General features: G+C 54.2%; 22 protein-coding genes and 5 tRNA genes. 6 read left to right on the top strand and 21 right to left on the bottom strand.

From position 1 onward, the window contains the following. Positions 1-8: 8 nt before the first annotated feature. The 4 genes from galT (at position 9) to gpmA (ending at position 4,269) form a co-directional block, all read left to right on the top strand. A complete protein-coding gene (gene galT, locus ACQG0S_RS06540; protein ID WP_048966837.1) occupies positions 9-1,055 on the top strand; it encodes a galactose-1-phosphate uridylyltransferase in 1,047 nt (348 codons plus the stop codon). A gap of 2 nt (positions 1,056-1,057) precedes the next feature. Beyond that, positions 1,058-2,206 carry a galactokinase gene (gene galK / locus ACQG0S_RS06535; RefSeq protein ID WP_048966838.1) on the top strand — a complete coding sequence of 383 codons (1,149 nt, stop codon included), beginning with the start codon at positions 1,058-1,060 and terminating at the stop codon, positions 2,204-2,206. Beyond that, complete coding sequence (gene galM / locus ACQG0S_RS06530) at positions 2,200-3,243, top strand: galactose-1-epimerase (protein ID WP_023299620.1); 1,044 nt, start codon at positions 2,200-2,202, stop codon at positions 3,241-3,243. The genes galK and galM overlap by 7 nt, the downstream gene beginning before the upstream one ends. A 273-nt stretch (positions 3,244-3,516) precedes the next feature. After that, entirely contained in the window at positions 3,517-4,269 is a 753-nt protein-coding gene (gene gpmA / locus ACQG0S_RS06525) for a 2,3-diphosphoglycerate-dependent phosphoglycerate mutase (RefSeq protein WP_003858562.1), read from the top strand. 61 nt (positions 4,270-4,330) lie between these two features. Here the strand turns inward: gpmA and aroG are convergent, their stop codons facing one another. Next, entirely contained in the window at positions 4,331-5,383 is a 1,053-nt protein-coding gene (aroG, locus tag ACQG0S_RS06520; RefSeq protein WP_022647478.1) for a 3-deoxy-7-phosphoheptulonate synthase AroG, read from the bottom strand. Between the two features lie 304 nt (positions 5,384-5,687). Between aroG and ACQG0S_RS06515 the strand changes: the two genes are divergently transcribed. Together ACQG0S_RS06515 and zitB are read left to right on the top strand one after the other, a co-directional pair. Beyond that, positions 5,688-6,047 (top strand): protein YbgS, encoded by a 360-nt coding sequence (locus tag ACQG0S_RS06515; RefSeq protein WP_022647477.1) that lies wholly within the window; start codon positions 5,688-5,690, stop codon positions 6,045-6,047. Between the two features lie 99 nt (positions 6,048-6,146). Then, complete coding sequence (zitB, locus tag ACQG0S_RS06510) at positions 6,147-7,085, top strand: CDF family zinc transporter ZitB (RefSeq protein ID WP_048966839.1); 939 nt, start codon at positions 6,147-6,149, stop codon at positions 7,083-7,085. Here the strand turns inward: zitB and pnuC are convergent. From pnuC to mngA, 20 genes are all read right to left on the bottom strand, one after another. Continuing rightward, a complete protein-coding gene (pnuC, locus tag ACQG0S_RS06505) occupies positions 7,082-7,801 on the bottom strand; it encodes a nicotinamide riboside transporter PnuC (RefSeq protein WP_048966840.1) in 720 nt (239 codons plus the stop codon). The genes zitB and pnuC overlap by 4 nt on opposite strands. A gap of 22 nt (positions 7,802-7,823) precedes the next feature. After that, on the bottom strand, positions 7,824-8,867 hold the full coding sequence (gene nadA / locus ACQG0S_RS06500) for a quinolinate synthase NadA (protein ID WP_426750129.1): 1,044 nt from the start codon (positions 8,865-8,867) through the stop codon (positions 7,824-7,826). Between the two features lie 330 nt (positions 8,868-9,197). Beyond that, positions 9,198-9,273, bottom strand: a tRNA-Lys gene (locus ACQG0S_RS06495). 31 nt (positions 9,274-9,304) lie between these two features. Next, positions 9,305-9,380: transfer RNA gene (locus ACQG0S_RS06490), tRNA-Lys, on the bottom strand. A 41-nt stretch (positions 9,381-9,421) separates the two neighbouring features. Continuing rightward, positions 9,422-9,497: transfer RNA gene (locus ACQG0S_RS06485), tRNA-Lys, on the bottom strand. Positions 9,498-9,500: 3 nt separating this feature from the next. Continuing rightward, a tRNA-Val gene (locus tag ACQG0S_RS06480) sits at positions 9,501-9,576 on the bottom strand. A 27-nt stretch (positions 9,577-9,603) separates the two neighbouring features. Beyond that, a tRNA-Lys gene (locus ACQG0S_RS06475) sits at positions 9,604-9,679 on the bottom strand. A 161-nt stretch (positions 9,680-9,840) separates the two neighbouring features. Continuing rightward, positions 9,841-10,629: a cell division protein CpoB gene (cpoB, locus tag ACQG0S_RS06470; RefSeq protein ID WP_048966164.1), complete on the bottom strand. Its 789-nt coding sequence runs from the start codon at positions 10,627-10,629 to the stop codon at positions 9,841-9,843. Between the two features lie 9 nt (positions 10,630-10,638). Further along, entirely contained in the window at positions 10,639-11,160 is a 522-nt protein-coding gene (pal, locus tag ACQG0S_RS06465; RefSeq protein ID WP_003858578.1) for a peptidoglycan-associated lipoprotein Pal, read from the bottom strand. A 34-nt stretch (positions 11,161-11,194) separates the two neighbouring features. Continuing rightward, positions 11,195-12,487: a Tol-Pal system beta propeller repeat protein TolB gene (gene tolB / locus ACQG0S_RS06460; RefSeq protein ID WP_022647472.1), complete on the bottom strand. Its 1,293-nt coding sequence runs from the start codon at positions 12,485-12,487 to the stop codon at positions 11,195-11,197. 129 nt (positions 12,488-12,616) lie between these two features. Next, on the bottom strand, positions 12,617-13,870 hold the full coding sequence (gene tolA, locus ACQG0S_RS06455) for a cell envelope integrity protein TolA (protein WP_023299616.1): 1,254 nt from the start codon (positions 13,868-13,870) through the stop codon (positions 12,617-12,619). Between the two features lie 28 nt (positions 13,871-13,898). Next, a complete protein-coding gene (tolR, locus tag ACQG0S_RS06450; protein WP_003858589.1) occupies positions 13,899-14,327 on the bottom strand; it encodes a colicin uptake protein TolR in 429 nt (142 codons plus the stop codon). A 3-nt stretch (positions 14,328-14,330) separates the two neighbouring features. Beyond that, positions 14,331-15,023, bottom strand: coding sequence for a Tol-Pal system protein TolQ (gene tolQ / locus ACQG0S_RS06445; RefSeq protein WP_022647470.1), 693 nt, complete (start codon positions 15,021-15,023; stop codon positions 14,331-14,333). Further along, positions 15,020-15,424 (bottom strand): tol-pal system-associated acyl-CoA thioesterase, encoded by a 405-nt coding sequence (gene ybgC / locus ACQG0S_RS06440; protein WP_003858593.1) that lies wholly within the window; start codon positions 15,422-15,424, stop codon positions 15,020-15,022. The genes tolQ and ybgC overlap by 4 nt, the downstream gene beginning before the upstream one ends. A 148-nt stretch (positions 15,425-15,572) precedes the next feature. Beyond that, on the bottom strand, positions 15,573-15,863 hold the full coding sequence (gene ybgE / locus ACQG0S_RS06435; protein WP_003858596.1) for a cyd operon protein YbgE: 291 nt from the start codon (positions 15,861-15,863) through the stop codon (positions 15,573-15,575). After that, positions 15,863-15,976: a cytochrome bd-I oxidase subunit CydX gene (gene cydX, locus ACQG0S_RS06430; RefSeq protein WP_014169181.1), complete on the bottom strand. Its 114-nt coding sequence runs from the start codon at positions 15,974-15,976 to the stop codon at positions 15,863-15,865. The genes ybgE and cydX overlap by 1 nt, the downstream gene beginning before the upstream one ends. A gap of 14 nt (positions 15,977-15,990) precedes the next feature. Next, positions 15,991-17,130, bottom strand: coding sequence for a cytochrome d ubiquinol oxidase subunit II (cydB, locus tag ACQG0S_RS06425; protein WP_022647469.1), 1,140 nt, complete (start codon positions 17,128-17,130; stop codon positions 15,991-15,993). A 15-nt stretch (positions 17,131-17,145) separates the two neighbouring features. Beyond that, positions 17,146-18,714: a cytochrome ubiquinol oxidase subunit I gene (cydA, locus tag ACQG0S_RS06420; protein WP_023299615.1), complete on the bottom strand. Its 1,569-nt coding sequence runs from the start codon at positions 18,712-18,714 to the stop codon at positions 17,146-17,148. Positions 18,715-19,395: 681 nt separating this feature from the next. Further along, the gene (mngB, locus tag ACQG0S_RS06415; RefSeq protein WP_063163807.1) at positions 19,396-22,032 is read right to left on the bottom strand and encodes a mannosylglycerate hydrolase; all 2,637 of its coding nucleotides are present in this window, start codon (positions 22,030-22,032) and stop codon (positions 19,396-19,398) included. A 23-nt stretch (positions 22,033-22,055) separates the two neighbouring features. Then, positions 22,056-23,972: a PTS 2-O-a-mannosyl-D-glycerate transporter subunit IIABC gene (gene mngA, locus ACQG0S_RS06410; RefSeq protein WP_048966895.1), complete on the bottom strand. Its 1,917-nt coding sequence runs from the start codon at positions 23,970-23,972 to the stop codon at positions 22,056-22,058. Between the last annotated feature and the right edge of the window lie 61 nt (positions 23,973-24,033).

Below are 24,033 nucleotides of genomic sequence, written 5' to 3'. Positions count from 1 at the left end.
GATTTGTCATGACACAATTCAATCCCGTCGATCACCCGCATCGTCGTTTTAACCCGCTCAGCGGGCAATGGATTTTAGTTTCACCGCATCGCGCCAAGCGCCCCTGGCAGGGGGCGCAAGAGACGCCTGCCAAACAGACGCTGCCGCAGCACGATCCGGACTGCTTCCTCTGTCCGGGCAACACGCGCGTGACGGGCGATACAAACCCGAACTACAAGGGCACCTTCGTTTTCACTAACGATTTTGCGGCGCTGATGACCGACACGCCGGACGCGCCGGAAAACCACGACCCGCTGATGCGCTGTGAAAGCGCCCGCGGCACCAGCCGCGTGATCTGCTTCTCTCCCGATCACAGCAAAACGCTGCCGGAGCTGAGCGTTGAGGCGCTGAAAGAGGTGGTCAGCACCTGGCAGGCGCAAACGGCGGAGCTGGGCCAGACCTATCCGTGGGTGCAGGTATTTGAAAATAAAGGCGCGGCGATGGGCTGCTCTAACCCGCATCCGCACGGCCAGATCTGGGCGAACAGCTTCCTGCCGAACGAAGCCGAACGTGAAGACCGGCTGCAAAAAGCCTATTTCGCCCAGGACGGTTCGCCGATGCTGGTGGATTACACCCAGCGTGAACTGGCGGACGGCAGCCGCACTGTGGTGGAAACCGAGCACTGGCTTGCGGTAGTCCCTTACTGGGCGGCGTGGCCGTTTGAAACGCTGCTGCTGCCAAAGGCCCATGTTCAGCGTATTACGGACCTCAGCGACGCCCAGCGAGACGACCTTGCCCTGGCGCTGAAAAAACTGACCAGCCGCTACGACAACCTGTTCCAGTGTTCCTTCCCCTACTCCATGGGCTGGCACGGTGCGCCGTTTAACGGCGAAGAGAATCAACACTGGCAGTTACATGCACACTTCTATCCGCCGCTGCTGCGTTCTGCGACGGTACGTAAATTCATGGTGGGCTATGAAATGCTGGCGGAAACCCAGCGCGACCTGACGGCGGAACAGGCGGCAGAACGCCTGCGTGCCGTTAGCGACGTCCATTACCGCGAATCAGGAGTTTAAAAATGAGTCTGAAAGATAAAACACAATCCCTGTTTGCTGAAAAATTTGGCTACCCTGCCACCCATATTATCCAGGCGCCAGGCCGCGTTAATCTGATCGGCGAGCACACCGACTATAACGACGGTTTTGTCCTGCCGTGTGCCATCGACTACCAGACGGTGATCGCCTGCACGAAACGTTCAGATCGTAACGTGCGAGTGATCGCCGCGGATTACGGCAACGAAATTGACGAATTTTCCCTTGATGCGCCGATCGTGACCCACGACAGCCAGCAGTGGTCGAACTATGTTCGCGGCGTGGTGAAGCATCTTCTGAAGCGTAACAAGAATTTCGGCGGGGCCGATCTGGTGATCAGCGGCAACGTGCCGCAAGGGGCGGGATTAAGCTCTTCCGCATCGCTGGAAGTGGCGGTCGGCACCGTGTTCCAGCAGCTTTATCATCTGCCGCTGGACGGGGCGCAGATCGCCCTCAACGGTCAGGAAGCGGAAAACCAGTTCGTGGGCTGCAACTGCGGCATTATGGATCAGCTGATTTCCGCGCTGGGCAAGAAAGAACATGCTTTGCTGATTGACTGCCGCTCCCTCGGGACCAAAGCGGTTCCACTGCCAAAAGGTGCGGCTGTGGTGATCATCAACAGCAACTTCAAACGCACCCTGGTGGGGAGCGAGTACAACACCCGCCGCGAGCAGTGTGAAACCGGCGCGCGCTTCTTCCAGCAGCCAGCCCTGCGTGATGTCTCACTTGACGAATTTAACAAGGTTGCCCACGAACTGGATCCGGTTGTCACTAAGCGCGTGCGTCACGTGCTGACGGAAAATGCCCGTACCGTAGAAGCCGCCTCCGCGCTGGCGAAAGGTGACCTGAAACGGATGGGCGAGCTGATGGCCGAATCGCATGCCTCCATGCGCGACGATTTCGAAATCACCGTGCCACAAATCGACACCCTGGTTGAAATTGTGAAAGCCACGATTGGCGACAAAGGCGGCGTGCGTATGACCGGGGGGGGATTTGGCGGCTGTGTCGTCGCCCTGGTGCCGGAAGAGATGGTCCCTGCCATTCAGGACGCGGTGGCTAAACAGTACGAAGCCAGAACGGGCATCAAAGAAACTTTCTATGTCTGCAAAGCATCACAAGGAGCCGGACAGTGCTAAACGAAACACCTACTCTCGCACCGGATGGTCTGCCGTATCGCCTGTTGACCCTGCGCAACAGCGCCGGGATGGTGGTTACGCTGATGGACTGGGGCGCAACGTTACTTTCTGCCCGCGTACCAATGCCTGACGGCAGCGTGCGCGAAACCCTGCTCGGCTGCGCATCGCCCGAGCAGTATATCGAGCAGACCGCTTTTCTGGGCGCATCCATAGGCCGCTACGCCAACCGCATCGCCAGAAGCCGGTTTACGCTGGACGGCGTAACCTATTCCCTGCTTGCCAGCCAGGGTGAAAATCAGTTGCACGGCGGCCCCGAAGGGTTTGATAAACGTCGCTGGAAGATTGTGCAGCAAAATGACGGTGAGGTCTGGTTCTCTCTGGACTCCCTCGACGGAGACCAGGGCTTCCCGGGCAATCTCACCGCAACCGCACGCTTTACCCTGACCGAAGATAATCGTATCGCCATTGAGTACCGCGCGACCGTCGACAAGCCGTGTCCGGTCAACCTGACTAACCACGCCTATTTCAACCTTGACGGCAATCAGACCGATGTCCGCAGCCACAAACTCCAGATCCTGGCGGACGCGTATCTGCCGGTCGATGAGATGGGGATCCCTTATCAGGGGCTGAAACCGGTAAGCGGTAATAGCTTTGATTTCCGTCAGCCGAAAACCATCGCCCAGGATTTCCTGAGTGATGACGATCAGCGCAAGGTGAAAGGCTACGACCACGCTTTCCTGTTGCAGGCGAAAGGCGATCTTTCTCAACCTGCCGCACAGGTCTGGTCTGCGGATGAGAAGTTACAGATGACGGTCTACACCACCGCCCCTGCCCTGCAGTTCTACTCCGGTAACTACCTGGAGGGGACCACGGCGCGTGAACATAACGACTACGCCGCCTGGCAAGGTCTGGCGCTGGAGAGCGAGTTCCTGCCGGACAGTCCTAACCATCCTGAATGGCCGCAGCCTGACTGTGTGCTGCGTCCGGGTGAAGAGTACGTAAGCGTCACAGAGTATCATTTCATTCCGCGCGCATAATGTCCGGCGGCGCTACGCGTGCACGGGCCTACGAATGTAGGCCGAATAAGCGAAGCGCCATCCGGCAAAAAGCCTGGCCCTCACCGCGAGGGCTTTTTTCTGCTCAGCTTGCTGAAAATAGCGGCGATCGCAGACAAAATCATAACCCTGGATTCACATGCATCTTACACTCTCGAACTATTTTCGCTATGGTTAGGGTTAAGCGTTGCTGCTGGCACAGTCACGGCAATATAATGAGAATTGTTATCATTCAAAATGCTTGAGGAGTAAGAAATGGCTAATACTAAGCTTGTCCTGGTGCGCCACGGCGAAAGCCAGTGGAACAACGAAAACCGCTTCACCGGTTGGTATGACGTTGATCTGTCCGAGAAAGGCGTGAGCGAAGCAAAAGCGGCAGGTAAGCTGCTGAAAGAAGAAGGCTTCACCTTTGACTTTGCTTACACCTCTGTGCTGAAACGTGCCATCCACACCCTGTGGAACATTCTGGACGAGCTGGATCAGGCCTGGCTGCCGGTTGAGAAATCCTGGAAACTGAACGAGCGTCACTACGGTGCGCTGCAAGGTCTGAACAAAGCAGAAACCGCAGAAAAATACGGTGACGAGCAGGTTAAGCAGTGGCGTCGTGGTTTTGCGGTCACGCCTCCAGAGCTGAGCAAAGATGACGAGCGCTACCCGGGCCACGATCCGCGTTACGCGAAGCTGACTGAGGCTGAACTGCCGCAGACCGAAAGCCTGGCGCTGACCATCGACCGCGTTGTGCCTTACTGGAACGAAACCATTCTGCCACGCCTGAAAAGCGGCGAGCGCGTCATTATCGCTGCTCACGGTAACTCCCTGCGTGCGCTGGTGAAATACCTGGACAACATGGGTGAAGATGAAATCCTCGAGCTGAACATCCCTACCGGCGTGCCGCTGGTGTACGAGTTCGACGAAAACTTCAAGCCAGTTAAACATTACTACCTGGGTAACGCCGACGAAATCGCTGCAAAAGCGGCGGCCGTGGCGAACCAGGGTAAAGCGAAGTAATTTTCGCCGGACATAAAAAAAGCGTGGAGCAATCCACGCTTTTTTATTGCCCGCGATAAACTTAACCGCGACGCGCTTTTACCGCATCCGCCAGCTGACGCAGGATCGCATCGGTATCATCCCAGCCAATGCAGGCATCCGTCACGCTCTTACCGTAGACCAGCGGCTCGCTGCCCTCCAGATTCTGATTGCCTTCCACCAGATGGCTCTCAATCATCACCCCAATCACTGCGCGTTCACCGTTGGCGATTTGCTGACAAACGTCTGCACCAACTTCCATCTGCTTTTTGAACTGTTTGCTTGAGTTCGCATGGCTGAAATCGATCATGATCTGCGGCGCCAGTCCCGCTTTCTCCAGACCCGCCTTCACTTCCGCCACGTGTTTTGCGCTGTAGTTAGGCTCTTTACCGCCGCGCAGAATGATATGGCAATCGCCATTACCGCTGGTATTCACGATAGCCGAGTGGCCCCACTTAGTCACCGACAGGAAGCAGTGCGGCGCGCCAGCCGCATTGATGGCATCAATAGCGACTTTGATGGTGCCATCAGTGCCGTTTTTGAAACCCACCGGGCATGACAGGCCAGACGCCAGCTCACGGTGAACCTGCGATTCAGTCGTACGCGCACCAATAGCGCCCCAGCTCATCAGGTCAGCCAGATACTGCGGGGTGATCATATCGAGGAATTCTCCGGCAGCAGGCAGCCCGCTGTCGTTAATCTCCAGCAGCAGCTTACGCGCAATACGCAGGCCGTCGTTGATCTGGAAACTGTTGTCCATGTGCGGATCGTTGATCAACCCTTTCCAGCCCACGGTGGTACGCGGTTTTTCGAAATAAACGCGCATCACAATTTCCAGTTCGCCCTTCAGCTCTTCGCGCAGGGTGAGCAGACGTGACGCGTACTCTTTGGCCGCAGCAGGATCGTGAATGGAGCACGGTCCGATGACCACCAGAAGACGATCGTCGCTACCTTTCAGGATCTTGTGGATCGCCTTGCGGGCATGAGACACCGTGTTGGCGGCATTTTCGGTGGCGGGGAATTTTTCAAGGAGCGCTACGGGAGGTAATAACTCATTGATCTCTTTAATGCGTAAATCGTCGTTCTGATAATTCATCTTCTTTCCGGCTCTGCCATATCTTTAGTAATGAAAGCAATGCTTTCAATCTAACTTGTCGGTCACGAAGTGTAAACGGGCTTTTACACTTCGCGCAGATAATTCCTGGAATTCGCCTAAAATACGCAACAAAATAGCGAAAAATGAGATCTCGCCTAAGCTTTTTACTTGTAACGACTGTTTTTAAATATTTATACGCGATTCCATCCTGACATAATTCAGGAATCTGGGATCTTTCGCCACTGAACAAGATGCACTGTTGGAGAATGTTATCCAGCGTAACGATAAGAACAGGAGCACCATGATGAAAATGACGAAACTGACTACGCTTTTCCTGACGGCAACCCTTACCCTGGCAAGCGGTAGCGTACTGGCAGCCGATACAGGCTCCTCCGGCAGCAACGGCGACGCAAATGCCGCTGCCGAAGCGGGCCAGGTTGCGCCGGATGCAAAACAGAATATCGCGCCAAATAATGTTGATAACAGTAATATCAACACGGGCAATACCAACACCGGCGGTACGAATACCGGCACGATGAACCATGACGGTATGAGCACTGACGAAGTTCACAAAAACTCAATGTGTAAAGACGGGAAATGCCCGGACCCGAATGACAAAGTGGGCAGCGATGCCAATACCAAAACGGACGGTACTACCCAGTAATCTTCCGTAAGGTAAAAGAGGGAGAGCGAATGCTCTCCTTTTTTATTTAAGCTCTTAAAAACGCTACACTAAAAATAATAATAAATCAGGAACGATACCATGGTGCACTCCCACTCCCATTCCCACTCCACTGGCGATGAAAATGCCAAACGGCTTCTGCTGGCTTTTGGCGTCACTGCCACCTTTATGATTATTGAGGTGACAGGCGGACTGATCTCCGGATCGCTGGCGCTGCTGGCCGATGCCGGGCATATGCTGACCGACGCTGCCGCGCTCCTGTTTGCTCTGCTGGCCGTGCAGTTTGCCCGTCGCCCTCCCAATGCCCGCCACACCTTTGGCTGGCTCAGACTGACCACACTTGCTGCGTTCGTGAATGCGATTGCACTGGTGGTTATTACCATTCTTATCGTCTGGGAGGCGTTTCAGCGCTTTCGTCATCCACAACCGGTAGCCGGAACGACGATGATGGTGATTGCTATTGCCGGGTTGGTCGCCAATATTCTGGCATTCTGGATATTGCACCGAGGCAGCAGCGAAAAAAATCTGAACGTACGGGCCGCGGCGCTTCACGTGCTGGGCGATCTGCTGGGTTCCGTAGGTGCCATCGTCGCCGCGCTGATCATTATGGGTACGGGCTGGACCCCCATCGACCCGATTCTTTCCGTGCTGGTATCGTGCCTTGTATTACGCAGTGCCTGGCGGCTGTTGAAAGAGAGCGTGAATGAACTGCTGGAAGGCGCTCCCACGTCGCTGGATATTGGCGAGCTAAAACGCAATCTGTGTCGTTCCATTCCTGAAGTCCGTAACGTTCACCACGTTCACGTCTGGCTGGTGGGTGAAAAACCGCTTATGACGCTGCACGTTCAGGTTATTCCGCCCCACGATCACGATGCGTTGCTTGAACGTATTCGGCACTTCCTTGAGCATCACTACGAAATTGCGCACTCCACCATCCAGATGGAGTATCAGCCCTGTAACGGGCCAGACTGTCACCTGAACGAGGCGCAGTCCGGCCACTCACACGAGCATCACCATTAGCGGGAAAGCGCACGAGAGCCACGCTCACGCGCGCTGTTGATCCACATGCGGCTACCGTTCAGGGCAATGACGGTCAGCAGCATATACTCCAGCGACATGGCATAAACGCCCTGACGGGCAAAAATCACCACGCTAATCACGTTGATGACCACCCACAGCAGCCAGTTTTCAACGTATTTACGGGTCATCAGGATCATTGCGGCAATCGACAGCACCATCATGCAGGAATCCCAGAACGGGAAGGCATCAGGCTGAAGCTCAGGCATCGTCACGTTTAATCCCAGACCCGACATGGCCGAGACCGCCACGCGCGTCAGGAAGGCAAATACCGGGTCAATAAAGACGGTCATAAAGCCGATTGCCACCACGCAGGCCGCGAGCCAGGCAATGGCTTTTGGCAACGGCAGCCAGCGGATTTGCAGCTCCGCCTCCTGCTGACTGTTTTGCCGCGACCAGGCGTACCAGCCATAGATATTGGCCGCGAAGAAGAACAGCTGCAGAAGCAGGCTGGCGTAGAGCTGGATCTGGAAGAAGATGATCGCAAACAGCGTGACGTTTATCAGCCCGAACGCATAGTTGCTGATCTTCTCAAGGCTGGCCAGCCAGATACAGAGTAAACCGGCCAGCGTACCTACCGCTTCAATCCACGACAGGTCATAGCCGCCCGCACCAATCGGGATATGAACCAGGATGTTCTGTGTGCTAAAAAAATCCATTTTTTCTCCGGGGCGTAATAAGTTAAGTACGTAGTGTAGCCGCAAAATCCAGCATACGGTTAAGCGGAATTAACGCGCCTTCGCGCAGGGCGGCGTCTACGTGGATCTCATGCGCTGCGCCACCGATCTCCAGCCCCTCCGCTATCGCCTTAAGTCCATTCATCGCCATCCACGGGCAGTGCGCGCAGCTTCGACAGGTCGCCCCTTCTCCGGCGGTTGGCGCTTCGAGCAGCTCTTTTTCTGGTACGGCCTGCTGCATTTTATAGAAGATACCGCGATCGGTCGCCACGATGAGCTGCTTGTGCGGCAGGGTTTTTGCCGCGTTTATCAACTGGCTGGTTGAGCCGACTGCGTCCGCCATCTCAACAATCGACTGCGGCGACTCCGGATGCACCAGAATTGCGGCCTGCGGGTATAAGCGTTTCATCCTGGTCAGTGCCTGGGTCTTAAACTCGTCGTGAACGATACAGGCGCCCTGCCAGCACAGTACATCCGCACCGGTCTGTTCTTGTACGTAGTTTCCCAGGTGACGATCGGGCGCCCAGATGATTTTCTCCCCCAGGCTGTCCAGATGTTCAATCAGCTCAACGGCAATACTGGACGTTACTACCCAGTCTGCCCGGGCTTTCACCGCCGCAGACGTATTGGCATAGACCACCACGGTACGGTCAGGGTGGGCATCACAGAAGGCGGTGAACTCATCAATCGGGCAACCGAGGTCAAGAGAACATTCGGCATTCAGCGTAGGCATCAGAATCGTTTTTTCCGGGTTGAGGATTTTTGCCGTTTCACCCATAAAACGAACCCCCGCGACCAGCAGCGTGGAGGCTGAATGCTTAGCACCGAAACGCGCCATCTCCAGGGAGTCTGAGATACAGCCGCCCGTCTCTTCCGCCAGCTGCTGAATTTCCGGGTCGGTGTAGTAATGCGCCACCATCACCGCATCACGCTCTTTAAGGAGGCGCTTGATTTTTTCACGATAGAACTGCTTCTCATCCCGGCTTAGCGGAGCTGGCTTCGGCGGGAAGGGATAGATTGCGGTTTCGGGATCAAACATCACACTCATTATGGCTTCTCGTTTTACTGGCTTAACAATATTGCCTTTGTTTTGCATGAGATAACAAAAATGAGGCAATGGTGTTTTATATACTAAACAAGATAGCGAATTTGAGGGGGAATGTCATCGGGAATTGATGCCGGTAGCATTTGTCGGCTGGTGGCTTCGCCTTACCCGACCAACAAGGCACTGGCGAAAGACAGATAGCAAAAAGGCGCCTTTAGGGCGCCTTTCTACACTGGTGGGTCGTGCAGGATGATTCGGCTTCGCCTCGCCCATCGGGCCGTTGCTAAAGCAACGTTATCCTTCACGTGTAGTATCTGAGTAAGACATTAAAATTGGTGGGTCGTGCAGGATTCGAACCTGCGACCAATTGATTAAAAGTCAACTGCTCTACCAACTGAGCTAACGACCCCTTACGGGATGTACTTCAAATCTATTCAGGCTGGTGGGTCGTGCAGGATTCGAACCTGCGACCAATTGATTAAAAGTCAACTGCTCTACCAACTGAGCTAACGACCCATTCGGGTGTTGCCTGAATTATCACTCGGAACCAATAAAATTGGTGGGTCGTGCAGGATTCGAACCTGCGACCAATTGATTAAAAGTCAACTGCTCTACCAACTGAGCTAACGACCCGAGTGGTGGGTGATGACGGGCTCGAACCGCCGACCCCCTCCGTGTAAAGGAGATGCTCTACCAACTGAGCTAATCACCCACTCTGTACTGCCGGAACTGCTTTAAGTGGTGGGTCGTGCAGGATTCGAACCTGCGACCAATTGATTAAAAGTCAACTGCTCTACCAACTGAGCTAACGACCCACTTTTGCGCTGCTTTCACGTTGTTTGATATCCCGTGGCAACGGCGGCATATATTACTGATTTAAGAATTCTGCGCAACAAAAATTTCGATGAAGATCACTTAACTGCTTAGGAATCATGCTGCACGACCAGAAATAACGCGATTTCTGGTCATGCGATAATCAACCCATCGAACTCAAACGTTTTTGCGCTTGTTTGGCGCCGTCTGTACCCGGGAATTTCGCAACCACCTGCTGATAAACCGCTTTGGCTTTTGCAGTGTCGCCTTTGTCCTGCATGATCACGCCGACTTTATACATCGCATCAGGCGCTTTCGGTGATTTCGGGTAATTTTTCACCACAGAGGCAAAATAAAACGCCGCATCATCCTTTTTACCCTTGTTGTAATTCAACTGACCCAGCCAGTAGTTCGCATTTGGCTGGTAAGTAGAATCAGGGTACTTCTTAACGAAGTTCTGAAACGCAACGATAGCATCGTCCTGGCGCGATTTGTCCTGTACCAGGGCAATGGCCGCGTTATAGTCCGTATTCGCGTCACCGCTCTGTACAGGCGCACCTGACGACGGGGAGGCATCTGCCGCAGGTGCAGGCGTCGCCGCACCGCTTTGATCGCCTGCTGCTGGCTGTGCTGTTGCTCCGCCGCTGTTCAGGCTATCCATCTGCAACAAAATTTGCTTCTGGCGCTCCACAACCTGATTAAGCTGATACTGGCTCTCCTGAATCTGACCACGAAGGGAATCAATATCATTCTGGTTATCGGAAAGCTGCTGCTGGAGTTGAGTTAAAAGTTGGCTGTGAGCGTTAGAAATACGCTCGAGTTGTGTAACCCGGTCTTCTACCGAGCCTGAGCCGACACTACTGATTGGTGCCTGAGCAAAAGCGGCCCAGGGGGCCGCTATTCCAACCAGTAACGACAGACTCATCAGATGATGTCTGAAGTTACTGCTCATGCAATTCTCTTAGTAAACGAGTACGGCACGACGGTTTTTGGAGTAAGCCGCTTCGTCGTGACCCAGTACTGCTGGTTTTTCTTTACCGTAAGAAACGATGGAGATCTGGTCAGCAGAAACGCCTTTACCCTGCAAATACATTTTAACAGCGTTTGCACGACGTTCACCCAGGGAGATGTTGTACTCCGGAGTACCACGTTCGTCCGCGTGACCTTCTACGGTGACTTTGTAAGACGGGTTGCTACGCAGGAAGTTTGCGTGCGCATCCAGCATCGCAGCGAAGTCAGAACGGATGTCGTATTTATCCAGATCGAAGTAAACGATGTTGTTCTGCTGTAACTGCTGCATCTGAAGACGCGCTTGCTCTTCAGAAGACATATTGCCATTGCCGTTAGCGTCCATACCGGTGCCGGCACCCATCATGCCTTCGCCGCTCTGGTCATTGCTTGCGTTCTTGTTAGAAGAACACGCTGCGATTGCCATAACAGGCAGAGCGATCATCAGCCCCTTCAGCACTTTGTTCAGTTGCATTTCTAAGATTCCTTTAGTAATCAATTAATTATTATTACAGATACGGCGACCAGGCAGGTGATTTTACCTGTCCATCAGTTGCCGGAAGACGCGCTTTGAAACGCCCATCTGTAGAAACCAGATTCAGCACGGATCCCATCCCCTGAGAAGAGCTGTAGATTACCATGGTGCCGTTAGGTGCCAGACTTGGCGTTTCATCCAGGAACGTTGACGACAGTATTTGTACGCCTCCCGTTACCAGATCTTGTTTGGCAATGTGCTGCTGACCACCCGCAGTGCTGACCATTACCATTGTTTTACCATCGGCACTGACGTCAGCATCCTGGTTCTGAGAACCTTCCCAGGTAATACGCTGCGCTGCTCCGCCGTTGATATTCACTTTATAAACTTGTGGACGACCCGCCTGGTCGGACGTAAAGGCCAGATTCTGGCTGTCCGGGAACCAGGTTGGTTCAGTGTTATTGCTACGACCATCCGTGACCTGACGGATCTGACCAGAACCAATATCCATTACGTACAGGTTCAGGCTACCGGTTTTAGACAGGGCAAAGGCCAGCTTAGTCCCATCCGGAGAGAACGCAGGTGCACCGTTGTGGCGCGGGAATGAAGCAACCTGGCGCACGGCACCGTTAGACAGCGTCTGAATAACCAGCGCGGAACGGCCGCTCTCGAAGGTCACGTACGCCAGCTTAGAGCCGTCAGGAGACCATGCCGGAGACATAAGCGGCTGTGGAGAACGGTGAACGGTGAACTGGTTGTAGCCATCGTAGTCAGAGACGCGCAGCTCATACGGGAACTGTCCGCCGTTGGTCTGAACCACGTACGCGATACGGGTACGGAACGCACCTTTAATACCGGTCAGCTTCTCGAACACTTCGTCACTCGCCGTATGGCCAGCGTAGCGCAGCCACTGCTTGTTCACTTTATACGTGTTCTGAGCCAGAACGGTACCCGGCGCACCGCCGGTATCAACCAGCTGATACGCAACGTTATAGCCGCCGTCTGGTGCAGGCGTAACCTGACCGACAACTACCGCATCAATACCCAGCGCAGACCATGCAGCAGGCTGAACGTCCTGCGCAGTACCCGGCTGCTGAGGCAGGCGGGAACGATCTAATGGGTTAAATTTACCGCTGTTACGCAGGTCAGCTGCAACAATGCCGCCAATATCTTCAGGCGCAGCGCCCGGGCCTGCCCACTGGAACGGAACGACACCAATCGGACGCGCCGAGTCCACCCCCTGGGTGATCTCGATACGTACTTCTGCGTGCAGTACAGCTGCCCACAGCATTAAAAAACTAACTGCTACACGTAATGCCTGCTTCATCATATCTCCCTTATCTGGGTAACCTTACCCACGATAATTTAGCAGAATGTTAACAAACCCAAATAGACAAAACTACTTATCCTGTTTACGACCATAGACTGTTTTTCATACTTCCGTTAGAAGAGTTGATTACAGCTTAAAGTCCAGTTTGGCATCTTTTATCCTTTCATAAACAGCCTCGCTAGGCGGTTTAGGAATGTTCGCCGATCTGGCTGCGGCCAGCGCAGCCTGACAGAGCGCAGGATCGCCCCCTTCAGACGTCACGCTTTTCAACCTGCCGTCTGGCGCAAGATTGATGTGCAGTACGCATTGCTTGCCCTGATACAGGCCTGCATCAAAGAGTCGGCTCTGAATCGCAACCTGGATCTGTTTGGCATAAGCACTGATATCTGCACCTGTTGCCCCACCGTTGGCTCCGGAGGTACCGCTGTCTTTTGACGGCTGTCCATTTCCTTTCGCCCCACCGCCCGTTTTCGGTGCATTCTTACCGGAACTCAGGTCGCCCAGCAGATCGTCAACTCCTGCGGCTGCGGCAGCTTTCTCAGCGGCAGCGGCCTTTTTAGCAGCGGCTTTTTCGGCTGCTGCTTTCTTATCGGCAGCGGCTTTCTCAGCTGCAGCTTTTTTATCAGCAGCGGCTTTTTCCGCAGCGGCGGCTTTTTCTGCCGCAGCTTTCTCAGCGGCAGCCGCTTTCTTCGCCGCTTCGGCGGCCGCTTTTTTCTCTGCTTCCTGGGCGGCTTTCTTCGCGGCTTCTGCTTCGGCTTTCTTCTGTGCGTCAGCAGCGGCTTTTTTCGCGGCTTCGGCTTCCGCTTTCTTCTTCGCATCAGCAGCGGCTTTCTTCGCGGCTTCTGCTTCGGCCTTCTTCTGCGCGTCAGCAGCGGCTTTTTTCGCTGCTTCTGCGGCTACTTTCGCCTGAGCATCTGCCTGCGCCTTAGCGTCTGCTGCGGCTTTGGCTGCCGCCTCCTCCGCCTGCTTCTGCTGTTCCTGCGCTTTCTTCGCTGCGGCTTCAGCCTGTTTCTGCTGCTCCGCCTGCTCTTTCGCGGCTTCCTGCGCCTGCAAACGCTCTTTCTCAAGCTGCTTCAAACGTTCCTGCTCGGCGGCCTGCTTTTCACGCAGCTCTTCCGCCTGCTGTTGCGCCTGTTTTTCACGCTGCTCTTCAGCGCGTTTTGCGCTCGCCTGCTGCTGTTGCTGACGATTATAGTTCTGCACTACCGCACCGGGATCTACCATGACGGCGTCGATGGATGAGCCTCCACCACCGCCCGATGCATCAATGTGCTCATCGAACGAACTCCAGATCAGCGCTGCAAAAAGAATCACATGCAGCACTGCGGAGACGATTATCGCTCGCTTAAGCTTGTCGTTCTGTTCGGTTGCCTTTGACACTATCGGTTCCCAAAAACTACGCAGATGATCAAATAGGCTGAGTCATTAAGCCAACTGACTTAACGCCCGCGCTATGTAGCAAGTTCAGCGCTTTGATAATTTCATCATATGGTACGTCTTTCGCACCACCGATTAAGAAGACCGTCTTCGGATTTGACTCCAGGCGTCGTTGCGCTTCAGCAATAACCTGCTCGGGCGGAAGCTGATCCATACGATCTTTCTCTACCACCACGCTGTACTGCCCTACGCCGGAAACCTCAATGATGACCGGAGGATCGTCATTGGTGCTTACCGCCTGTGATTCTGTCGCATCCGGCAGATCCACTTCCACGCTCTGGGTGATGATGGGCGCTGTCGCCATAAAGATCAGCAGCAGCACCAGCAGCACGTCCAGTAACGGAACGATATTGATTTCGGACTTGAGCTCGCGACGACCTCGTCCACGCGATCTGGCCATGGTTTACCCCTTGTTGCTCTCGGTGCTGGTAAACGCCTGACGATGCAGAATCGCGGTGAACTCTTCCATAAAGTTGTCGTAGTTCAGTTCCAGTTTATTCACGCGCTGGTTCAGACGGTTGTACGCCATTACCGCCGGAATTGCCGCGAACAGACCGATTGCGGTCGCGATCAGTGCTTCTGCGATACCCGGTGCCACCATCTGCAAGGTTGCCTGCTTCACCGCCCCCAGGGCGATAAAGGCGTGCATGATCCCCCACACCGTACCAAACAGGCCGATATACGGGCTGATGGAGCCAACGGTACCGAGGAAAGGAATATGCGTTTCAAGATTTTCCAGTTCGCGATTCATGGAAATGCGCATCGCACGCGACGCACCTTCTACCACGGCTTCCGGCGCATGGTTGTTAGCACGATGTAAGCGAGCGAACTCTTTGAAACCACTATAAAAAATTTGTTCGGAGCCTGAAAGGTTATCACGGCGTCCCTGGCTTTCCTGATAGAGACGAGAAAGCTCTATACCCGACCAGAACTTATCTTCAAACGCTTCGGCTTCGCGGCCAGCGGCATTGAGGATACGCGTTCTCTGGATGATGATGGCCCAGGATGCGATTGAAAAACCAATCAAAATCAACATGATAAGTTTAACCAGAAGGCTTGCCTTCAGGAACAAATCAAGGATATTCATGTCAGTCACTGCTTAAACTCCGCGACAATAGACTTAGGAAGCGCACGAGGCTTCATTATGGTTGGATCAACACAGACAATCAGGACTTCAGCTGAGTTCAGTACCGTGTTCTCTGCATTGACTATCCGCTGCGTGAAAACCAGTGAAGTTCCGCGCATTGATGTAATTTCTGTTTGGACTTCGAGCATATCGTCGAGTCTGGCAGGCGCAAAATACTCAAGCGTCATCTTGCGTACCACGAAGGCAACTCGCTCAGCCAACAGCACCTGTTGACTAAAGTGATGATGGCGCAGCATCTCTGTGCGTGCCCGTTCATAAAAAGCAACGTAGCTGGCGTGGTAGACCACACCACCGGCATCGGTATCTTCGTAATAGACACGTACCGGCCATCGAAACAGCGTTGTATTCACTTTACATCCCGGTAATACAAGAAAAGTTGGGGCTTTCAAACTTCGCTACTATACGCGCGGGAATGATGGTTTGGAATGGGGGAAAGTAAACGGAGAGTAAATTTTTATGGGCTCGGGTAAGCCCATATCATTAACGGACATTTCTTATTCAGAAGAAGAAGAAAATCAAACCGGCGAGAAGAACCAGATCGGCAATCAGCGGGCAGAAGATGCCCTGCCAGTGAAGCGCTTTCGGACGAAAGCCGACACCGTGAATCACACCTGCACACACCGCCCACATAATCAGGAAGCCGTGCCAGATCTCAAGCTCGCTGGTTTTAGCCGCGAAGCGCGACGGGTCCCAGAAGATACAGCCCGCCAGCAGTAATGCCATAATGAGGGAAAGCGCCCGCAGGGGGCGCTTGTCCATTACCGCATATAACGTTGCGATAATATTCATTAGTGCTTATCTTCACCTGCTTTAGACGCTTCTACATGCTCAAGCGCCAGGGCAGTGATGACACCAAATGCACAGGCAAGAAGCGTCCCTAAAATCCATGCGAAATACCACATATTCAGCTCCTTACTTAATACATAGAGTGGGTGTTGCTTTCGATATGTTCTTTAGTGATGCGACCGAACATTTTCCAGTAACACCAGGCGGTGTAGAGCAGGATAATCGGCACGAACACGCAAGCAACGTACGTCATCAGGTTCAACGTCAACTGGCTGGACGTTGCATCCCACATGGTCAGGCTAGCATTCATCATGGTGCTGGATGGCATCACGAATGGGAACATAGCAATACCTGCCGTCAGGATAATGCACGCCAGCGTCAGGGAAGAGAACACGAACGCCATAGCGCCTTTCTCCAGACGAGACATTAACACTGTCAGCAGTGGCAGCAGCACACCCAGAGCAGGGATAGCCCACAGCGCAGGCATATTGTTGAAGTTCACCAGCCATGCGCCAGCCTGACGCGCCACCTCTTTGGTCAACGGGTTAGACGGTGCGGTATGGTTAATGGCGGAGGTCACCACGTAGCCATCAATACCGTACACGACCCACACGCCTGCCAGCGCGAAGCAGACCAGCGTCACTAGCGCCGCCACCTGAGCGGTCGCACGGGAACGCAGGTGCAGTTCACCTACGGTACGCATCTGGAGATAGGTTGCGCCCTGGGTGATGATCATCGCCACGCTCACCACGCCCGCCAGCAGACCAAACGGATTCAGCAGCTGGAAGAAGTTACCGGTGTAGAACAGACGCATATATTCGTCGACGTGGAACGGTACGCCCTGTAACAGGTTACCGAACGCCACACCAATGACCAGCGGTGGAACGAAGCTACCAATGAAGATGCCCCAGTCCCACATGTTACGCCAGCGGGTGTCTTCAATCTTGGAGCGGTAGTCAAAACCTACCGGACGGAAGAATAAAGAGGCCAGCACCAGAATCATCGCCACATAGAAGCCGGAGAACGCAGCCGCGTAAACCATCGGCCAGGCAGCGAACAGCGCGCCGCCTGCGGTGATCAGCCACACCTGGTTACCGTCCCAGTGCGGGGCGATGGAGTTGATCATGATTCGACGCTCGGTGTCATTACGACCGAGGAAACGGGTGAGCATGCCCACGCCCATATCGAAACCATCGGTGACCGCAAAACCAATCAGCAGAACGCCGATCAACAGCCACCAGATAAAACGCAATACTTCATAATCGATCATTTGATGACTCCTGTCTTAGCGTGCCGGCTGAGTAGTCGTAACAGACTGCTCGTAGTGATAGCGACCGGTTTTCAGGCTGCTTGGGCCAAGGCGCGCGAACTTGAACATCAGGAACAGTTCAGCCACCAGGAACAGGGTGTACAGACCGCAAATCAGCAGCATGGAGAAGATCAGGTCGCCTGCGGTCAGGGAGGAGTTCGCTACCGCTGTTGGCAGCACCTCACCGATCGCCCATGGCTGACGGCCATATTCCGCAACAAACCAGCCGGACTCGATAGCAATCCATGGCAGTGGGATACCGTACAGCGCGGTGCGCAGCAGCCATTTTTTCTCACCGATACGGTTACGAATGACTGACCAGAACGAGGCCGCGATGATCAGCAGCATGATAATGCCGCAACCCACCATGATGCGGAACGCGAAGTACAGCGGCGCAACGCGTGGAATAGAGTCTTTGGTTGCCATCTGAATCTGCGCTTCCGTCGCGTCGGAGACGTTCGGGGTATAGCGTTTCAGCAGCAGACCGTAACCGAGGTCTTTCTTCACGTCGTTAAATTGATCGCGAACGGCCTGGTCGGTAGAGCCGGCGCGCAGCTGTTCCAGCAGCGAGTAGGCTTTCATCCCGTTACGGATACGCTCTTCATGCTGCACCATCAGATCTTTCAGGCCAGTCACCTGTTTGTCGACGGAGCGCGTGGCGATAATACCCAGAGCGTAAGGAATTTGAATGGCGAAGCGGTTTTCCTGCGCGTCCTGGTCAGGTACGCCGAACAGGGTAAACGCTGCCGGTGCCGGCTGGGTTTCCCATTCAGCTTCAATTGCGGCGAGTTTGGTTTTCTGCACGTCACCCATTTCGTAACCGGATTCATCGCCCAGAACAATAACGGACAGTATCGCGGCCATACCGAAGCTTGCTGCGATAGCGAAAGAACGCTTGGCGAACGCGAAGTCACGGCCGCGCAGCATATAGTAGGAGCTGATGCCCAGCACGAACATCGCGCCGCACACATAGCCAGACGCCACGGTGTGCACGAATTTAACCTGGGCAACCGGGTTCAGGACTAGCTCAGCGAAGCTGACCATCTCCATACGCATGGTTTCGAAGTTGAAATCAGATGCGATTGGGTTTTGCATCCAGCCGTTCGCCACCAGGATCCACAGTGCGGACAAGTTGGAGCCTAATGCCACCAGCCAGGTTACCGCCATATGCTGGACTTTACCCAGACGGTCCCAACCGAAGAAGAACAGACCTACAAAGGTGGATTCGAGGAAGAAGGCCATCAGACCTTCAATGGCCAGCGGCGCACCGAAAATATCCCCTACATAGTGGGAATAGTAAGACCAGTTTGTCCCGAACTGGAACTCCATGGTCAGACCGGTTGCCACGCCCAGCGCAAAGTTGATACCAAACAACTTGCCCCAGAACTTGGTCATATCTTTATAAATCTGTTTGCCGGAGAGGACGTAAACCGTTTCCATGATGGCCAGCAGGAACGCCATACCGAGCGTCAGCGGCACAAAAAGGAAGTGGTACATCGCGGTCAAGGCAAACTGTAAGCGCGACAGTTCGACTACGTCTAACATTATGACTCCTTGCTCATCGCATGAAGACTCCGAGAGTGAACCCCGTTAGATAAGGATCCACACGCATGCCCCAATACAAAGTTATCTGCTTCCCTTCTTCGTTGCTTATTCTCTACAGGAGGAAAAAGCAATGATGAAAGGTTACAAATACGTTAAGAAAAAACCAAATTGATCCCGTAAATATAATACGCTGCAAAACCCTTACAATAAACAGGTTTTTATTCGAACAGATTTACGTTTTTCGACGGCGATCAATTTATAGCAAAATTACCACTTTTCGGCCATTTTGATCGGGAACAATTTAACGCCTTTTGGAGCCTTTTTCCAAGGATTAAACATTGATTTAAATCAAAAACAGCCGGCACTGTTAATGATGTTTCTTTGTGACATGGATAGTAAAAACCTTGTTAATAACATGTATATTTAAAGGCATTAATGGTTATAAAAGCCAGAAGATAATATAAACAGTTGTGATTTTTATTAACGCGTGTGAAAAAAGACCTTTTTGCAGGGAGAGAAACATATAATGTTATCCGCTTCACAGTATTTTTCTTTCGCTTTACTACCCGCCTAAAAGATTACATTTCATTCACCTTCGCTAATCTTAAAATTAACACCCTTTGGTGACTATTTGATGAAATAAAGGCCGCAGGGGATGCGGCCTTGATATTGTTCTTGAGATTACCTTTCAATTTTTATGCTGAAGGTGCGTGACTGGCCTGGCCTGAAAGACCCCGTAATGGCTGAGCCCTCCTCCCCTTGCGCTTTGCACACCTCATTCATGTCCGTTTCGCAACAGGCCTGGACCTCACGGTTCACAGACAAAGCCACGTCACAGGAGCGGGTCTCCGAAGGGTTGTACAGACGAAGAATCATCTCGTCACGATCCTCCGCTTTTTTCAGCGCACTGAGTACACATCCGTTAGGCGCCAGCGTTAGCAGGCTATAGCTACAGGGTGTGGTGAAAGAGGCACGGTTAAGCTTCATCGCATCCCACGGAATTTTGTTATAACAGTGCACTGGCGTTAACCACGACTTCGCCTGCTGCGCAACGCCAGCACTGACGGGCGTACCATTAAAACTGAACAGGCTAAAGCGACAGGTTAACTGGCCCCGCATCTGCGAATCAGGCACCGGCATTTTGATCCCGGACGGTCTGCCAGGGCGCAGAAGTAAGTCTTCCTTCCCAAGCAACCCGACGCCGCGAAGCAACGTCAGGGCAAACGTGTTTTGACGCTCACCTGTTACTTCAAATTCGCGCAACCCTTCGGTAAATAGCGCCATCCCGTTACGCCGTTCCTGGAGCACCGCGTAGTTGAGCAGATTCCACACCGGCAGCGGCGCTTCCTTCCATCCCTCCTCCTGCCAGTTTGCCATCGCTTCATCCTGTACAGGGCGCGTCAGCGAACCAAACTGGGTATCGGCTAAGACCGTCTCTGTGGTGAATGGTGTCGGGATCAGCACCCGCACACGGTGGTCATCCGCGTGATTTCCGAGACGTGCCTTGACGTCGATACGTCGGCTGTTATGGCTGAGCGTGACCGTGAGTTCTGCCTCAAGCGTTCCCGTCTGCTGACGCGCAGAACGTTCAGCGAGATCCGCTGGCACTGCCATTCGATGGCGGATCACCGCCCTGCTCTGCCAGGCCTCGTGGATCACCTCAACCTCATGTTCGCCCTGCGCGGAAGAGAGTCTCCACTCTTCCCGTGAAGGCGAGTAGTCGTACTCATCGCCATCATCCGAGCTCTCTTCAATTTCCAGCGCGCGGTCATAGATAAGCCCGGACGCTTTATCGAGCAGACGCAAAGTACCGTCCTCGTTTAACGTTACTTCCCAGAAAGCATTTTCCAGTAACGCCTCCGGCGATTTATCTGGCGTCTGCAGTTTGCCGGCCACGTGCGGCTCGATATAGAGCGTGCGGTAACCCATAGATGGCAGGATCTGGTTGAGCTGGATGTCAAACTCCATGAAGGGATCGTAGTTGCCGTAATGCACTATCTGCCGGTCAATCAGCCCGGGGTCTATCTCACGCGCGCTGCGGAGATAATAAGGGATTTCATTTCCCTTTTCGTCCAACAGGCGGAACTGGCTGGCGCGCAGACGTATCGTGGTGTTGATCACTTCCTCACGCGGCCAGGGCGTGAGGTTAAACATCACCAGTTTGTCTTCCTCGCTCTGCGGCATGTTGTCGACAATCTTGCGCATATAGAAGCACGTCAGGTTATCAGCCATGTCTTCCGCCAGCTCAAAGCGTGACATCACCTCGCGATGCACTTTATCGCTGCAGCAGCAGCCGATACTGTCGTGGGCGTGATTCTTGAGGATCTCTTTCCACATTTTTTCCAGCAAGCCGTGGTGATAGTCAAAGCCCAGCGTCCAGGCAAGCGTAGCCAACGGCTCGAGGACGTTGACGATTTTATTCTCTATCCGGGCGTGGGCGATTTTGATGTCCATCCGCGTGGAGCCGATCGTCCGGTGCACCCGCATATATTTACCGTCAATAAATTCCCCTTTCAGCGTCGCCAGTTCATCGCGGTGCGCATCGATATGGTCAAACACCTCCTCGAAGCGGCTCATCACAAACTGACGCTGCGGATAGATTTTGCGCAGCTTATCCATCACCGCAAATATGTTCTGCTGGAGCGGCATCTGATCATGGCCGTTAGGCAGCAAAATTTCTTTCGTCACGGAGGCTTTTTCGAGCACCTCGAAGTAGTTGTCGAGCCGTTTGCGCAGTCCGGCTTCATCCTCCGGTAAGTACTTACCAATCGCGTAGCCCAGCGGCAGCACCTGTGCCGTCACTTCGCTGCCGTCCTGGCTTTGCCAGAGAAATTCGGTTTTATCGGTACCGTGCCGCTCGGAACAGCCGCGCCAGAACATGGTGCGCGTGATGCCAAAACCGTTGTAAATGTGTGGCAGCTGGGAAGACATGCCGAAGGAGTCCGGCAGATAGCCAATTTTCATCGGCTCGCCAAAGGCCAGACAGTCGCGCATGCCGTACATCAGATTGCGCACAATCGACTCGCCGGAGACAAGGGTGGTATCCGTCTGGGTATACCACGGCCCGATAATCAGCTTCCCGGCCGCCACCAGCGCCTTCACGCGTGGCCTGTTTTCCGGTTTCACGGCAAAATAATCTTCCAGCACCGCCGTCTGGCCGTCGAGAACGTAGTATTTATACTCTGCGTCCTGCTCAAGACGGGTGAGGATCTCTTCCATATTATTGACCAGAAGAATACGTGACGCTTCGGTGGTGAAGTACCACTCCCGGTCCCAGTGCATATGTGGCGTGATATGAACGCGAGATACAGCTTTCATCTTCGTTTCCTGTCAGTGCGTGTTTAGGATGGTATGTCTTCAGTCACGTAGGTACCGCTCTTCACGGCCTGGCGTCGCCAGAGCAGTAAAATGAGCGTAGAGATTGCGGCGCCCACCAGCGCGGCGCCAAACCACCCGGCAGCGGCTATCACGCCGCCCAACCCGGCATCATGCAGTAAGAAGAGAGAGAAAATGCCCGCGCCCGGGGTGGAGAGCCCAATACCCATCGCTCCGACAATCGCTCCGGTCGCCATTGACCCCAGAACAAATGAGCCGATGACTCGCAACGGATCCTCGATAGCCATCGGAATTGCCCCTTCGGTGATGCCCGCCAGCCCCAGCAGCCAGGTGGATTTTCCGGTCTCAATTTCGAACTGTTTAAACAGATTCGGAGCCAGCATCGTTGATGCCGTCACGGTAAAGGCCGAAACCATTTTGACGGAGGCGAAGATCGCATAAGGCCCGTATACGCCGTTGGCCATCGCGCCCAGACAGAACGCGTAAGAGGCTTTGTTGACCGGACCGCCCAGATCGAACGAGCACATAAAGCCCAGGATCGCCCCCAGCAGCAACGCGTTCGCACCAGAGAGACCATTAAGCCAGGCGGTCAGGGCGTTATTGATCCAGGCCACCGGTTCGCCGATTACAAACAGCATCAGGCTGCCTGCGCCCAGTACGCCAATCACCGGATAGAGATAAAAGGTCAGAAAGCCGTTGTAGCGGCTACTCAGCCGGATGTGGTTTTTCACCCAGCGCATCAGGTAGCCCGCAATCAGCCCGCCGACGATGGCCCCCAAAAAGCCGGAGCCGATCATATTGGCGGCAAGACCTGCCGCAAATCCCGGCGTAAGCGCAGGTTTATCCGCCAGCGAGTAAGCGGTATAGGCCGCCAGAACAGGAACCATCAGAATGCCGAGCATCCCACCGCCCAGTTTGCGGTACATCCACAGCCACGAGTTTTCCTGATCGAACAGGTGCTGCAAGCCAAGGATTTGCGCCAGGAGTACCGACACGGCCAGCACCGTGCCGCCAGCGACGATCAGCGGCACCGCAAAGGAGATACCGCTGAGCAGCGCTTGCTTGAGTTCGGTTTTAACGGACTTTTTCGCGTCCGTGTCGACGTGCGCAGGACGGGCATCGGATACAGGCTGTAGCGCCAGCGCACGCTCAATGAGCGCTTCCGCATGGCGCAAGGGTTCCGCGACGGGCACGGAAATGGCGGGGATCCCCTGAAAACGCTCACGCTCTTTGATCGCCACTTCCGCCGCGAAGATACACGCTTTTGCCTCCTGCAAATGCTGCGCGGTGATGCGCCCCTCAATACCGTTTGCCCCCTGCTTTTCGACCACTACATTGACGCCGAGCTTACGTCCCGCTTTTTCGAGATATTCCGCTGCCATGTAGGTATGGGCGATCCCGGCCGGACAGGCGGTAACGCAGACGATCGTCGGGGCATTCTCTGCGACGGCGATTTCTTGCGCCTCAGGCGCCGTTTCCAGCGCAGTAAGCACCGCTTCCGCGCTGGTCGCCGTCATCACGTGCGCCCTGAGATCGTCATCCGCCAGGCGGGACGTCAGTTCCGTCAGCACCTGAATATGCGTTGATCCCGCTTGTGCGGGAGGAATGGCGAGCAAAAAAATCAGCTCGACCTCCTCCGGTCCGTCCACGCCTTCCCAGACCAGCGGCTCGCGCAGTGTTGCCACGGCAAAAGCCGCTTCCTTTACTGCCGCTGATTTACCATGGGGTACGGCCAGCCCCTCGCCCAGCGCCGTCGGGCCAAGCGATTCGCGATGGAAAACCTCTGCCAGAAACGTATCGGCGTCGGCTATTTTGCCCAACGCTACCAGCCGCGTCGCAAGCTGACGGATTGCCTCATCACGGCTGGTAAACTGCGCCTGCACGCAGACAGCACGGGGGTCGGTCAGAGTCGTCAGGTTCATAAGATCCTCACCTATCCAAAGTTATTGTCTGGGGAGGATTGTGGCAGACTGGATAATACAT

The sequence above is a fragment of the Enterobacter cloacae complex sp. 418I7 genome (assembly GCF_050030705.1).
In the GTDB taxonomy this organism is placed as follows: Bacteria; Pseudomonadota; Gammaproteobacteria; order Enterobacterales; family Enterobacteriaceae; genus Enterobacter; species Enterobacter intestinihominis.
The sequence above is the reverse complement of the archived record's forward strand: the minus strand, read 5'-3'. Positions and strand labels throughout refer to the sequence as shown.

Excerpts from the sequence above, each read along its gene's own strand:
- galT (WP_048966837.1), top strand. The coding sequence starts at position 9 with ATGACACAATTCAATCCCGTCGATCACCCGCATCGTCGTTTTAACCCG.
- galK (WP_048966838.1), top strand. The coding sequence starts at position 1,058 with ATGAGTCTGAAAGATAAAACACAATCCCTGTTTGCTGAAAAATTTGGC.
- gpmA (WP_003858562.1), top strand. The coding sequence starts at position 3,517 with ATGGCTAATACTAAGCTTGTCCTGGTGCGCCACGGCGAAAGCCAGTGG.
- aroG (WP_022647478.1), bottom strand. The coding sequence starts at position 5,383 with ATGAATTATCAGAACGACGATTTACGCATTAAAGAGATCAATGAGTTA.
- ACQG0S_RS06515 (WP_022647477.1), top strand. The coding sequence starts at position 5,688 with ATGAAAATGACGAAACTGACTACGCTTTTCCTGACGGCAACCCTTACC.
- zitB (WP_048966839.1), top strand. The coding sequence starts at position 6,147 with ATGGTGCACTCCCACTCCCATTCCCACTCCACTGGCGATGAAAATGCC.
- pnuC (WP_048966840.1), bottom strand. The coding sequence starts at position 7,801 with ATGGATTTTTTTAGCACACAGAACATCCTGGTTCATATCCCGATTGGT.
- nadA (WP_426750129.1), bottom strand. The coding sequence starts at position 8,867 with ATGAGTGTGATGTTTGATCCCGAAACCGCAATCTATCCCTTCCCGCCG.
- cpoB (WP_048966164.1), bottom strand. The coding sequence starts at position 10,629 with ATGAGCAGTAACTTCAGACATCATCTGATGAGTCTGTCGTTACTGGTT.
- pal (WP_003858578.1), bottom strand. The coding sequence starts at position 11,160 with ATGCAACTGAACAAAGTGCTGAAGGGGCTGATGATCGCTCTGCCTGTT.
- tolB (WP_022647472.1), bottom strand. The coding sequence starts at position 12,487 with ATGAAGCAGGCATTACGTGTAGCAGTTAGTTTTTTAATGCTGTGGGCA.
- tolR (WP_003858589.1), bottom strand. The coding sequence starts at position 14,327 with ATGGCCAGATCGCGTGGACGAGGTCGTCGCGAGCTCAAGTCCGAAATC.
- ybgE (WP_003858596.1), bottom strand. The coding sequence starts at position 15,863 with ATGAATATTATCGCAACGTTATATGCGGTAATGGACAAGCGCCCCCTG.
- cydX (WP_014169181.1), bottom strand. The coding sequence starts at position 15,976 with ATGTGGTATTTCGCATGGATTTTAGGGACGCTTCTTGCCTGTGCATTT.
- cydB (WP_022647469.1), bottom strand. The coding sequence starts at position 17,130 with ATGATCGATTATGAAGTATTGCGTTTTATCTGGTGGCTGTTGATCGGC.
- cydA (WP_023299615.1), bottom strand. The coding sequence starts at position 18,714 with ATGTTAGACGTAGTCGAACTGTCGCGCTTACAGTTTGCCTTGACCGCG.
- mngB (WP_063163807.1), bottom strand. The coding sequence starts at position 22,032 with ATGAAAGCTGTATCTCGCGTTCATATCACGCCACATATGCACTGGGAC.
- mngA (WP_048966895.1), bottom strand. The coding sequence starts at position 23,972 with ATGAACCTGACGACTCTGACCGACCCCCGTGCTGTCTGCGTGCAGGCG.